Origin of the sequence: Rhodococcus (subgen. Prescottella) equi (genome assembly GCF_003013675.1) — a bacterium.
Taxonomy (GTDB): Bacteria; Actinomycetota; Actinomycetes; order Mycobacteriales; family Mycobacteriaceae; genus Prescottella; species Prescottella equi.
Genome location: NZ_CP027793.1, coordinates 664648 through 676142, shown reverse-complemented (window position 1 = coordinate 676142; position 11495 = coordinate 664648). Strand labels below are relative to the sequence as shown.

The window sequence follows — 11495 nt, the reverse complement described above, 5'->3', positions numbered from 1 at the left end:
TCGACCCACTTCCGGTTGCTACCTGCTACCTCACCTGCAGCCGCACAGCCGCAGCGCACCCGCCACCGCATCGAGTGCGGGACGGCTCACCTCCGGCGGACGATCGTTGGACATCAGCGCGAACGTCAGTACCCGACCGTCCACGTCGACGACGTACCCGGTCAACGCACTGGCGACCGAGAGCGTTCCCGTCTTGGCGCGCACCCAGCCGGCGCCGGTCCGGTCGCCCGACGCGTAGCGGTCGGACAGGGTGCCGGTGGCACCGGCGACGGGCAGGTCGTCGAGCATCGGCCGCAGCTGCGGCTTGGTCTCCCCCGCCGCCGCGGTGAGGATGTCGGCCTGCAGCCGGGCCGGGACCCGGTCGTCGACGGACAGCCCGCTGCCGTCGTGGAGGGTGAGCCCGTCGGTCTTGAATCCGGCGTCGTAGAGCGTCTTCCCGATCGCTTCCGTCGCACCGGTGAAGGAGGATTCGGAGTTCTTCGCGACCGCGACCTCGCGGGCGATCGTCTCGGCGAGCACGTTGTCGGAGCGACGCATCATCTGCCCGAGCCGGTCACGCAACGGCGCGGACAGCACGCTCGCGACGGGGGCGGCGCCGGATTCGGCCTTGCCCACGGTGACTCGGGCGAGATCGATGCCGAGGGCCTGCGCGAGGACACGACCGGCGTCGAGTGCCGGGGTGGCGCTGCGCGGCGGTTCCTCGGCGAACGGGTCGCTCCGCGCGCCGTCGATCATGACGGACTCGATGGGCGCGATGTAGCCGGCGGCGACGTCCTCGGGCATCCAGCCCTGCGCCATCGTCGGGCCGGCGTAGGCGCTGATGTCGACGACGATGCTGTCGACCTCCGCACCCGCGCGCCGGATCTGCTCGACGAGGTCGGCTATCCGGGGCGCGCCCGGGTAGTAGCTGGGCTGGCCGACCGGCTGGGCCGTCAGGGTCGGATCGCCGCCGCCGACGAGCACGAGCTCGCCGGGTCGCGAACCCTGCACGACGCGGGTCTCGACCCGATGGTCCGGTGACAGGGACAGCATCGCGGCGGCGGCGGTGAGGATCTTGGCGGTGGACGCCGGGGTCATCGGAGTGTCGGGGTTCTGACTCCACAGGGTGGTGCCGGTGCGGGCGTCGGCGACGACACCCGTGAAGGCGCCGAGCGCGGGATTCGACACCAGCGGGGCGAGGACGGCACCGAGCGCGGCCGGAGTCGGCATCGGCGCGTCGTCGGGAACCGGTGCCACCTGCGGCGTCGCGGTGACCGGCGACGGCTCGGCGGACGTGGTGGTGGCGCCGTCCGCCGCGGTGGAGGTGTCCTTCTGGACGAGGACGATCGTCAGTGCCGCGGCTGCGACGATCAGCACGGCGACCAGCGACATCAGGATCCGGACATTTCGGCGGCGGCGTCCGGCCAGTGCGCCGATCTTCTTCTTCCCGTCGCCCGCCAACGTCCCTCCGAAATCTCTCGCCGCTGATTCCGCGGACCATCCAGATCGTCTCGCGCGCAGTTCCCACTGCTTCCGGCGCCCGCATCACACAGTATCGCCGACCGGCTACCCTTTTCCCGAACCGTCGATCCAGGCGGGCTAGGCAGACAGCCAGTAGACCCAGACAGTGAGGACATGACGTGGAGTTCGACGTCACCATCGAAATCCCCAAGGGCCAGCGCAACAAGTACGAGGTCGACCACGAGACCGGCCGCGTGAAGCTGGACCGCTACCTCTACACCTCCTTCGGCTACCCGGCCGACTACGGCTACATCGAGAACACCCTCGGCGAGGACGGCGATCCGCTGGACGCGATGGTGCTGCTGCCCGAGTCGGTCTTCCCCGGCGTCATCGTCGAGGCCCGCCCGGTCGGCATGTTCAAGATGGTCGACGAGGCCGGCGGCGACGACAAGGTGCTGTGCGTCCCCGCGGGCGACCCGCGCTGGGATCACATCCAGGATCTGGCGGATGTCGCGCAGTTCGAGCTGGACGCGATCAAGCACTTCTTCGTGCACTACAAGGATCTCGAGCCCAACAAGCACGTCACGGGCGCCGACTGGGTCGGTCGGGCCGAGGCCGAGAAGGTCATCACGGAAGCCGTCGAGCGCCTGAAGGCCAACGGCGGACACTGAGTTCGTCTGCGAGGGGCGGGGCCACGATGGTGGTCCCGCCCCTCGCTGTTTCTGCTGCCTTCCGGCGCCGTCCGACGCCCCCACTACGATTCGGCGGGTGACCGGTTACGACGATCTCGACATGTTCGGCGGCCTCGACGCCTCCACCCTGCCGCCGCGTCAGCAGCGGATTCTGCTGACGATCCGGGACTGGGTGGACGGGCACGGGTGCCCGCCGAGTACCCGTGAGATCGCGGACGCGGTGGGGCTGCGGTCCACATCGACGGTGTCGAAGCATCTGAAGGCCTTGGAGGACAAGGGCTTCCTGCGCCGGGGCGGGTCGATGACCCGACAGCTGGACGTGCGCCCGTTCCTCACCGGCTCCGCGCCGGGACGGTCCACGGAGAACACGGTGACGGTCCCGGTCGTCGGCGACATCGCCGCCGGCGCTCCGATCCTCGCGGAGGAGCACGCCGACGAGATGCTGTCGCTGCCGCGCGAGCTGGTCGGCTCGGGCACCGTCTTCGCGCTGCGGGTGCGCGGCGAATCGATGGTCGACGCCGCGATCTGCGACGGCGACACCGTGGTGGTGCGCCGCCAGGAGGAGGCGCACTCCGGCGAGATCGTGGCCGCGATGATCGACGGCGAGGCGACGGTGAAGGTGCTGCGACGCAGTAACGGGCACGTGTTGCTCGAGCCGCGCAACCCCGCCTACGAGGTCATCGACGGCGACGAGGCCGTGATCCTCGGCAAGGTGGTCTCGGTGATGCGGCGGATCTGACGCCCGCCGAGCCGCCGCCCCACGAGGCCGGCTATGTTGTGACCTGCCTCACAACAGGTCACACAAGTCGCGCCCGCCCCGTCCTCCCTCCGACCGCGAAACAACGCATCAGGAGGAAGTACCGTGAACGCTCGACTCGACTTCTTCGGCAACGCCACTGCCGCCAAGTTCACCAAGTACATCAACTCGGCGGGCAAGGTGATCGGCGACTCGACGCTGCCCGCCACGACGCAGGAACTGGTGAAGATCCGTGCCAGCCAGATCAACGGCTGCGGCTTCTGCACCGACATGCACACCAAGGACGCCGCCCACGCCGGCGAGTCGGCGCTGCGCCTCAACCTCGTCGCAGCCTGGCGAGAGGCCACCGTCTTCACCGATGCGGAGCGCGCCGCGCTCGAGCTGACCGAGCAGGGCACCCGCATCGCCGACGCCGCGGGCGGCGTTCCGGAGGACGTCTGGACCAACGCCACCAAGTACTTCGACGAGGACCAACTCGCCGCGCTGGTCGGGTTGATCGCGTTGATCAACTCCTACAATCGGATGAATGTCATCGCGGCCACGCCGGCAGGCGGCTACACCCCCGGTCAGTGGGGCTGACATGTCCGTCGCATCCGAGTTCGACGCCCTGCGGCCACGCCTGGTCGGCGTGGCCTACGGGCTGCTCGGCAGCGTGACCGAGGCCGAGGACGTGGTCCAGGAAGCCTGGATCCGCCTGCAGCGCAGCAACCTCGACGAGATCGACGACCTCACCGGATGGCTGGTCACCACGACCTCCCGCCTCGCTCTGGACGTGCTGCGCTCGGCGCGGAGCCGGCGTGAGAGCTATGTCGGCCCCTGGCTGCCGGAGCCGGTGGAGACGGCAGCCGATCCGGCCGACGCGGTCAGCCTGGCCGACTCCATCTCGTGGGCGATGCTGGTCGTCCTGGAGACGCTGGCCCCGGCCGAGCGCGCGGCGTTCGTCCTGCACGACCTGTTCGGGCTCTCGTTCACCGAGATCGGTACGGCGCTGGGCCGAAACCCCGCAGCCTGTCGGAAACTGGCCTCGCGCGCTCGCGACCACATCGATTCCCGCAAGCCACGATTCACGATCGATCCCACGGTGCACCGCAGTGTCGTCGACGCCTTCGCCGAGGCCGCGACGTCCGGAGATCTGGAAGGGCTGCTGCGTGTCCTCGATCCGAATGCCGTCCTCACCGCCGATGGTGGCGGCATCGTCCGGGCCGCACTCGAACCGGTCCTCGGCGCCGAGGCGATCGCCGCCTTCCTGTCCGGCATCGCGGCGCAGGGACCGCACAAGACCATGCGCGCCACCGTCGTCAACCACAACCCGGCACTCCTGGTCTTCGTCGGCGACGCTTTGGACGGCGTCGTCGCGCTCGGCATCACCGAGGGGTTGGTCACCTCGATCGACTTCGTCCGTAACCCGCAGAAGCTCAACGGTATCGGCATCCAGGGCCGATGACGGACGAACCGCCGCCGACGTGTCAGCTGTCGACGGACTCGTCGGCGTCCACACCCGATTTCTGCCGAAGCGGGACTTCCCGCCAGATGAGGATCAGCACCAGCGACACGACGGCGAGGACCACGATCGGCGGGTAGACGGCCTCGAAGGCGATCGCGAATCCGTCCTTGAACGGGGCCGCGAGCGTGGGGTTCAGCTGTTCGATGAAGGACGTGTCGTTCATCGCGGCGCTCGCGGCGCTCGGGTCCCCGCTCATCAGGCCGCGAGCGATCTCGGCCTCCACCGGGTTCGGGCTGCTCGCACCGGCCGCGACCGCCTGTTGGAATTCGGGTGACCGGGCGGCGTCCTGCAGTTGCGTGGTGATCGACGGCGTCAGCTGGGCGAAGAGGATCGACAGGAACAATGCGACGCCGAGCGTGCCGCCGATCTGCCGGAAGAATGTTGCGGATGCGGTGGAGACGCCCATGTCCTTGGGCGGCAGCGCGTTCTGAATCGCGAGGGTCAACGGTTGCAGCAGGTTTCCCAGCCCGAGCCCGAGCACGAAGATGAAGGTCATGAAGACGTACAGACTGGTGTGCGCGGTCACCGAGTGCAGCAGCAGCGCGGCCACCGCAATGAGGACGGCGCCGACGATCGTGAAGATCCGGTAGCGGCCGGTGCGGGCGATCAACTGGCCGGAGACCACCGAGCCGATCGCGATGCCGAGTACTGCGGGCAGCATCTGGAATCCGGCGAGCGTCGGGCTCGAGCCCTGCACCACCTGCAGGTACTGCGGAATGACGGTGATCGCGCCGAACATCACCGCACCCACCAGGAAGCTGATGAGCACGCCGAGCGCGAACGTCTGGCCGCGGAAGAAGTGCAGCGGGAACAGTGCCGCGTCCTTCATGAAGTACTCGACGACGACGAATCCCAGCACGCCCACGACGCCGATCGCGTAGCAGGTCAACGATTCCGGACTGGTCCAGCCCCACGCGCGCCCCTGCTCGGCGACCACGAGAATCGGCACCAGGCCTACCGCGAGGACCAGGGCGCCCCACCAATCGATCCGCATCGGCCGGTGCACGGGCGGCAGGTGCAGGACCCGCCACACCACGGCGAGCGCGACCAGTCCGATGGGGACGTTGACGAGGAACACCCACCGCCAACCGGCGATTCCCAGGATCGACGGCTGCCCCGACAGCAGGCCCCCGATCACCGGGCCGAGGACGCTCGACGTGCCGAACACGGCCAGGAAGTAGCCCTGGTAGCGGGCTCGCTCGCGCGGGGAGACGATGTCGCCGACGATCGCGAGGGCGAGGGAGAACAGGCCGCCCGCGCCCAGGCCCTGGATCGCCCGGAACACCGCGAGCATGTACATCGACTGCGCGAAGGTGCACAGCACCGAGCCGATGACGAACAGGACTATCGCGGCCATGAAGAACTGTTTGCGGCCGTAGATGTCGGAGAGTTTTCCGTACAGCGGGGTGACGAGGGTCGCGGTGATCAGGTAGGCGGTGGTCACCCACGCCTGGAGCGCGTAGCCGTCGAGGTCGTCGGCGATGGTGCGCATCGCGGTCGCGACGATCGTCTGGTCGAGCGCGGCGAGGAACATGCCGAGCATCAGGCCGCTGAGGATCGCCAGGATCTGACGGTGACTGAAGGTCGCCTGCTGCCCGGGGGCGACGGCGGGATCGGTACCTCGTGGTTCCTCGGTCATGTCCGGCCCCCGCCGTCGCTCGTCACATCGCGGTCAGCGTCCCCGGAACTCGGGTGGACGCTTCTGGAACACCGCCGTGATGGCCTCGGTGAGGTCCTCCGACGGCAGGAAGGCCGCATTCCACGCGGCCACGTAACGCAGGCTGTCGTTCACCGCCGCGGATCGGCTGTGGTCGAGCACGTCCTTGACACCCTGCACCACGAGCGGCGGGTTGGCCGCGATCTCGGCGGCGGTCGCGTGGGCCGCGGCGAGTACTGCGTCGGCGTCCTCGAACACGTCATTGACCAGTCCGATCTTCTCCGCGCGGGCGGCGTCGATGTCCTTGCCGGTCAGCGCGAGTTCACGCAGATGCCCGTCGCCGATGATCGCCGGCAGGCGGGCGAAGCTGCCCATGTCGGCGACGATAGCAACCTTGACCTCGCGGATGCTGAACTTCGCATCGGCGCTCGCGTAACGGATGTCGGCGGCCGAGATCAGGTCGACGCCGCCGCCGATGCACCAGCCCTGGATCGCGGCGACGACGGGCTTGCGGCAGTCCGCGACAGCGTTGATACCGGCCTGCATCCGCTTGATGAGGTTGTGGAAGTCGGTGCGCGGCCCGGCCTGGGCCTTGTCGGCGAGCACGGCGCCGAAGCCTCCACTCATCGCGGGCAGGTCCAACCCGAACGAGAAGTGTTTGCCGGATCCGGCGAGCACGACCGCCCGCACCTCGGGGTCGGCGTCGAGTTCGGCGAAGATGCCGGGCAGCTCGTCCCAGAAGTCCGGTCCCATCGCATTGCCCTTGCCGGGTCCGATCAGCGTCACCTGCGCGACGTGGTCCTTGCGCTCGACTGTGAACGCCTTCCAGCTCTGCTGTTCCGTCATTACCGAAGAGTAACTTGACGGCCTCGGGCGCACCAGAGTCAGGGCGCGACGGGATAGTGGCTGGTGATCGCGACGCGGTTCCACGCGTTCATCACGATCGCGAGCCAACTGATCGCCGACACCTGCTCGTCGGTGAGGGATCCGTCGTCCCACGCCCGGGCGTCCGGCACCGACAGTCGTGTCACCTGCTCCGCCAGCGCGAGCGCCGCCCGTTCCTGCGGCGAGAAGTACTGCGATTCCCACCAGGCCGCCAGTACGGCCACCCGATCGGTGGTCTCTCCCTTCTCGAGGGCGTCGCGGGTATGCATCCGGAGGCAGAAGGCGCAGCCGTTGAGTTGAGAGATCCTGATCTTCACGAGATCGCCGACCAGTGGGCCCAGACCCGACGCTTCGACCGCGGCGTCGGCCTGCCCGTTGAGCGCGATCAACTGTTTGTACGCGTCCGGGTGCTGCTTGCCGAGATTCACCGAACTCATGTGCGCTCCTCTGTTGCGGATGTAGTGCCGTCATTCGTGATGCCGAACGATGTTGAGGACGTTGCCGTCCGGTGCGCGAACGAAGAACCTGCGCACCCCCCACGGTTCCGTGGTGAGCGGATGGACGATCTCGTATCCGGCCGCCTGCGCTTCGGCGTACGCGGCGTCGACGTCGGTCGTGTGCACCGACACCACCGAATCCTCGGGCGCCGATGCGTCGCCGGTGACGAGCTGGACGCTCACGCCGGTGTCGGGAGAAGTGAGGCGCGTGACCCAACCCATGTCGAACTCCTCGGTGCTCAATCCGAGGAAGTCGGCGTAGAACCGTTTGGCCCCATCGACCTCGGGGACATGCAGATTGGCCGTTATGCGAGTGACGCGCATGTCGTCCTCCTGTCCCATCGCGTCGCGGGCGTACTCGATACTCCCAGTTCGGTCGGCCCGGCGCTCCGGAGTCGCGATTCCAGTGCGCGGCCCACCCTCGGCAACCGTGGCGGGTCGTTAAATGTGCGGAAATTCCCCCGTCCACGGACCCGTTCCACGCCGCGACACGCGCATGATCTGAGTACCCGCAGGTGGCACGATGTCGAGAGGGGTTGCACATGCTCATGCATCAGGGAATCGGCCTCGACCGGTTCAACGAGCTGCCCCGCCGCCGGGCGGTGCACGCGCTCTTCGAGTGCTGCTGCTGCCTGTCGTGGTCGACGCGCATCGCCGACGGCCGCGAATACCGGACGTACACCGAGCTTCTGGCGGCCGCGGACGCGGAACTGCACGCGCTGTCCAAGCCGGAGATCGAGCAGGCGCTGCAGGGTCATCCCCGGATCGGTTCCCGGGCCCGCAGCCGACCCTCGTTCCGTGAGCAGTGCGCCGTGTGGGTCGAGGATGCCGCCGTCATGCACACCCTCGAGGACGCCGCCGCGGCGTACGAGGAGTTGTTCGGCTTCCGGTACGTGTGGTTCTCCGACGGGCGTGACGGACGCGCGCTGCTGGCCGACCTGACGGCGCGGATGACCCACGACGTCGACACCGAACGAAAAGTCCGGACAACGGAACTCGCGCGGATCACACGGACCCGGCTGGAACGGATGCTGGGGCCGGAGGGCGGGTTTCCGGACTACTGAGACCGCGTGGCCCGCGCGACGGCTCCGGCGAACAGGGTGGTCACCACCTCACCCATCGCGCGTTGGTCCACTTCCTCGGGGTCGACGGAGTGTTCGAGGACCAGCCCGGAGATGAGGGCCATCAAGGCGATGGCGGTGGTGCGGACGTCGAGGTCCACCCCCCACTCCCGAGCACGGTCGCCGATCAGTTCGACGAGTTTGCCGCGCAGATAACGACGTTCGCGCAGGTATGCCTGCTTCACGACCGGGTCGCGGCCGGCCTGGACACCGAACTCGAGTACCAGCAGCGACCATCCCGGGTCAGCGGTGAGCGCGGACGCGATCTCCGCACCGCCGCGACCCACCGCGTGGGCGAGGTCCAGGCCGGAGATCTCGGCGAGGACGCGGCCGGCGAGGTCGAGGGAGCGCTGCGCGAACAACTCGGCGAACAGATCCTGTTTCGACTCGAAGTTCGAGTACACGGCCCCCTTGGTGAAGCCGGCGCGGCGGGCGATCTCGGCGAGCTTGGCGCCGGCGAAGCCCTGTTCGGCGAACTCGTCGGCGGCGGCCTCGAGGATCCGCGCCCGCACCACGTCCCGCCCCGGCCGCGCAGTCGCGGACAACTCGTCTTGACGACTACCAGTCACGATACCTAGGGTATTCAATACCCACGGTATCGACAAGACCGCGAAACCACTCAGACACCGAGGACACCCGTGACCGCACCTGCCACCGAGACAGCCGACGTTCCGACGTCGTCCGCCACCACCCCCGCCGTCCCCCAGGCGCCTGCCAGTCCGCTCGAGCGCTTCGGCTCCCGCAAGGTGATGGCCGCGCTCGTCGTCGGCGTGCTGGCTCTGCAACTCGGATTCATCCTCAGTTACGTCGCGGCCTTCCACCAGCCGACACCGCGGGACATCTCGGTCGCCGTCGTCGCCGGACCGGGGGTGCCCGCCGGGATACCGCAGCAATCGGTCGACAAGCTCAACGCGCTCGACGGACGTCCGGTCGACGCCCGCACCGCCGTCGACACCGCCGAGGTGCGGCAGCTGCTCCGCGAGCGCGAGATCCAGGGTGCGTATGTGATCGCACCGAACGGCACCGACACCCTCATCACCGCGAGCGCGGGTGGCAGTTCCATCGCTTCGGCACTCGAGTCGGTCTTCGGACAGGTCGCGCAGAGCCAGGACCGCCAGTTGGTCGTGCGCGACGAGATCCCCGTCGGGGCGCACGACAACCGCGGACTGTCGGGCTTCTACCTGTCGATCGGCTGGGTCGTCGGCGGCTACCTGCTGGCGGCGGCGATCGGCCTGATCATCGGAGCACCTGCGACGCTCCGGCAGGCATGGGCACATGTCGCCGTGATGTTCGGATACTCCGTCGTCTCGGGCGCCCTCGGCGCACTCATCACGACACACGTCCTGGGAACCTTTGCCGGACACTGGTTCCCGCTGTGGATTCTGGGCACGGGAGTCGTGTTCGCCACCGGCCTGTTCACCCTGGGCCTGCGGGCGGCGGTCGGCATCCTCGCGGTGCCGCTCGCGATCGCGGTGTTCGTGGTCCTCGGCAATCCGAGCGCGGGGGGCGCGTTCGGCGCCAACGTGATCCCGAGCTTCTACGCGGCCATCGGTAAGTGGATCACGCCCGGCGCGGGCACCGAGGGGGTGCGCAGCATCGTGTACTTCGACAACGTCGGGCTGGGACAGCCCACGGTGGCGCTGGCGCTGTACACGGCTGTCGGGGCCGTACTGCTCCTCGGCTTCACGGCGTGGCGGTCACGGAGGACCGTCAGTTCGAGTGCCGATACGGCTGCCCCGGCCGCGAAGTAGTCCTACTCTGAACCCATGCCCAGGCTGCTGCATCCCAATGCGGCGCACGTCGCCGACACGTTGATCGCGCGCGGCCACCACGGCGTCATCGTCACCCAGCCGGCACCGACCCGCAGCGCCCTGGAGGCTGCGGAAGCTCTGGGCGCGGATCCCGGCGCGATCGTGAAGTCGCTCATCTTCCTCCTGGACGACGAGCCGGTGCTGCTGCTCGTCTCGGGCTCACACGAGGTGGACCTGGCCGCCACCGGGGCTCGTCTGCAGGGCACCCTGACGCGCGCCCCGCTCGATCTCGCGCAGGAGGTCACCGGGCAGCCGATCGGTGGTGTGGCGCCGCTGGGACACCCCACCAACCTGCCGACATATCTCGACTCCGCGCTCGCCGCCCACCCGGAACTGTGGGCGGCCGCCGGGCATCCCGACACGGTCTTCCGCAGCACGTTTCCCGAACTTCTGCGGGTCACGGCCGGTCTGGCCGTCGACATGGACTGATCGGTCGGATGCCGGACGGAGCAAGGGGAACAGCAGTTGCCCGCTCAGTGAACGAGAACCTGGTTGCCCGGTGAGCCTGGCCTTATAGTGGCGGCAGTCCACCAGGTTCGAATCGGAGAATGCCTTGTCACAGTCTGTCGAGAATGCGTCCGAGCTTGCTGTCGTCCCCGCCGATGGCGTGGAGAGCATCAGCAACGAGGAGTACAAGGCCGCGATGCGCCGCCACCCGGCCGGCGTCACCATCGTCACTCTCGATTCGGAGAACGGTCCGGTCGGCTTCACGGCGACGTCGTTCGCGTCGCTGTCGATGAATCCGCCGCTCATCTCGTTCAACATCGCACTGAACTCGTCGAGCATCAATGCGCTCCACGCCGCCGACTCGGTTGTCGTGCATCTGCTCGGGGAGCACCAGCAGCACCTCTCGCAGCGGTTCTCGCGCAGCGCCGACCAGCGGTTCAGTGACGAGTCGCTGTGGTCGCGCCTCGAGACCGGCGAGCCCGTGCTGCACGGCACCCCGATCTGGATGCGCACCACCATCCATCAGCTGATCCCGGCCGGCGACCACACCCTGGTGATCGGCCTGATCACCCGCCTGCACAACGAGAACGACGCCGAGGCCTCCGCCGCTCCCCTGCTGTACCACGAGGGCCGCTACCACCGGGCCACCCCGATCGACTGACGTCCGTCGGTTTGGTGTCCCGG

14 protein-coding genes are annotated in these 11495 nt (G+C 68.5%); 8 read left to right on the top strand and 6 right to left on the bottom strand.

The annotated features are described in order from the left end of the window. Positions 1-30: 30 nt before the first annotated feature. Positions 31-1440, bottom strand: coding sequence for a D-alanyl-D-alanine carboxypeptidase/D-alanyl-D-alanine endopeptidase (dacB, locus tag C7H75_RS03095; protein ID WP_106850922.1), 1410 nt, complete (start codon positions 1438-1440; stop codon positions 31-33). A gap of 179 nt (positions 1441-1619) precedes the next feature. On the opposite strand from dacB, the gene C7H75_RS03090 reads away from it, so the two are divergent. The 4 genes from C7H75_RS03090 (at position 1620) to sigJ (ending at position 4333) form a co-directional block, all read left to right on the top strand. After that, the gene (locus C7H75_RS03090; RefSeq protein WP_005515761.1) at positions 1620-2111 is read left to right on the top strand and encodes an inorganic diphosphatase; all 492 of its coding nucleotides are present in this window, start codon (positions 1620-1622) and stop codon (positions 2109-2111) included. Positions 2112-2208: 97 nt separating this feature from the next. After that, positions 2209-2871 (top strand): transcriptional repressor LexA, encoded by a 663-nt coding sequence (gene lexA, locus C7H75_RS03085; RefSeq protein ID WP_106850921.1) that lies wholly within the window; start codon positions 2209-2211, stop codon positions 2869-2871. A gap of 123 nt (positions 2872-2994) precedes the next feature. Next, complete coding sequence (locus C7H75_RS03080; protein WP_013414772.1) at positions 2995-3468, top strand: carboxymuconolactone decarboxylase family protein; 474 nt, start codon at positions 2995-2997, stop codon at positions 3466-3468. A 1-nt stretch (position 3469) separates the two neighbouring features. Then, positions 3470-4333 (top strand): RNA polymerase sigma factor SigJ, encoded by an 864-nt coding sequence (gene sigJ, locus C7H75_RS03075; protein ID WP_013414771.1) that lies wholly within the window; start codon positions 3470-3472, stop codon positions 4331-4333. A gap of 22 nt (positions 4334-4355) precedes the next feature. Here the strand turns inward: sigJ and C7H75_RS03070 are convergent, their stop codons facing one another. From C7H75_RS03070 to C7H75_RS03055, 4 genes are read right to left on the bottom strand one after another with little or no spacing between them, the layout of a single operon-like run. After that, entirely contained in the window at positions 4356-6032 is a 1677-nt protein-coding gene (locus C7H75_RS03070; RefSeq protein WP_005515765.1) for an MDR family MFS transporter, read from the bottom strand. Positions 6033-6065: 33 nt separating this feature from the next. Continuing rightward, positions 6066-6896 carry a crotonase/enoyl-CoA hydratase family protein gene (locus tag C7H75_RS03065; RefSeq protein ID WP_013414769.1) on the bottom strand — a complete coding sequence of 277 codons (831 nt, stop codon included), beginning with the start codon at positions 6894-6896 and terminating at the stop codon, positions 6066-6068. A gap of 38 nt (positions 6897-6934) precedes the next feature. After that, positions 6935-7372 (bottom strand): carboxymuconolactone decarboxylase family protein, encoded by a 438-nt coding sequence (locus C7H75_RS03060; protein ID WP_013414768.1) that lies wholly within the window; start codon positions 7370-7372, stop codon positions 6935-6937. 30 nt (positions 7373-7402) lie between these two features. Beyond that, on the bottom strand, positions 7403-7756 hold the full coding sequence (locus C7H75_RS03055; protein WP_172504556.1) for a VOC family protein: 354 nt from the start codon (positions 7754-7756) through the stop codon (positions 7403-7405). Positions 7757-7974: 218 nt separating this feature from the next. Between C7H75_RS03055 and C7H75_RS03050 the strand changes: the two genes are divergently transcribed. Further along, on the top strand, positions 7975-8496 hold the full coding sequence (locus C7H75_RS03050) for a 2-oxo-4-hydroxy-4-carboxy-5-ureidoimidazoline decarboxylase (RefSeq protein ID WP_084847004.1): 522 nt from the start codon (positions 7975-7977) through the stop codon (positions 8494-8496). On the opposite strand, the gene C7H75_RS03045 is transcribed toward C7H75_RS03050, so the two are convergent. Beyond that, the gene (locus tag C7H75_RS03045) at positions 8490-9122 is read right to left on the bottom strand and encodes a TetR/AcrR family transcriptional regulator (protein ID WP_044990433.1); all 633 of its coding nucleotides are present in this window, start codon (positions 9120-9122) and stop codon (positions 8490-8492) included. The two genes, C7H75_RS03050 and C7H75_RS03045, sit on opposite strands and share 7 nt — an antisense overlap. A gap of 69 nt (positions 9123-9191) precedes the next feature. Between C7H75_RS03045 and C7H75_RS03040 the strand changes: the two genes are divergently transcribed. The 3 genes from C7H75_RS03040 to C7H75_RS03030 all read left to right on the top strand — a co-directional run bounded on the left by C7H75_RS03040 (position 9192) and on the right by C7H75_RS03030 (position 11472). Continuing rightward, the gene (locus C7H75_RS03040) at positions 9192-10304 is read left to right on the top strand and encodes an ABC-2 transporter permease (protein ID WP_081205615.1); all 1113 of its coding nucleotides are present in this window, start codon (positions 9192-9194) and stop codon (positions 10302-10304) included. A gap of 15 nt (positions 10305-10319) precedes the next feature. Next, complete coding sequence (locus tag C7H75_RS03035; RefSeq protein WP_005515774.1) at positions 10320-10793, top strand: YbaK/EbsC family protein; 474 nt, start codon at positions 10320-10322, stop codon at positions 10791-10793. Between the two features lie 124 nt (positions 10794-10917). Continuing rightward, a complete protein-coding gene (locus tag C7H75_RS03030) occupies positions 10918-11472 on the top strand; it encodes a flavin reductase family protein (protein ID WP_005515775.1) in 555 nt (184 codons plus the stop codon). The last annotated feature ends 23 nt before the right edge of the window (positions 11473-11495 follow it).

What these genes read in the sequence shown, in the direction of transcription:
- sigJ (WP_013414771.1), top strand. Translation starts at nt 3,470, where the DNA reads ATGTCCGTCGCATCCGAGTTCGACGCCCTGCGGCCACGCCTGGTCGGC.
- C7H75_RS03070 (WP_005515765.1), bottom strand. Translation starts at nt 6,032, where the DNA reads ATGACCGAGGAACCACGAGGTACCGATCCCGCCGTCGCCCCCGGGCAG.
- C7H75_RS03065 (WP_013414769.1), bottom strand. Translation starts at nt 6,896, where the DNA reads ATGACGGAACAGCAGAGCTGGAAGGCGTTCACAGTCGAGCGCAAGGAC.
- C7H75_RS03060 (WP_013414768.1), bottom strand. Translation starts at nt 7,372, where the DNA reads ATGAGTTCGGTGAATCTCGGCAAGCAGCACCCGGACGCGTACAAACAG.
- C7H75_RS03055 (WP_172504556.1), bottom strand. Translation starts at nt 7,756, where the DNA reads ATGCGCGTCACTCGCATAACGGCCAATCTGCATGTCCCCGAGGTCGAT.
- C7H75_RS03050 (WP_084847004.1), top strand. Translation starts at nt 7,975, where the DNA reads ATGCTCATGCATCAGGGAATCGGCCTCGACCGGTTCAACGAGCTGCCC.
- C7H75_RS03035 (WP_005515774.1), top strand. Translation starts at nt 10,320, where the DNA reads ATGCCCAGGCTGCTGCATCCCAATGCGGCGCACGTCGCCGACACGTTG.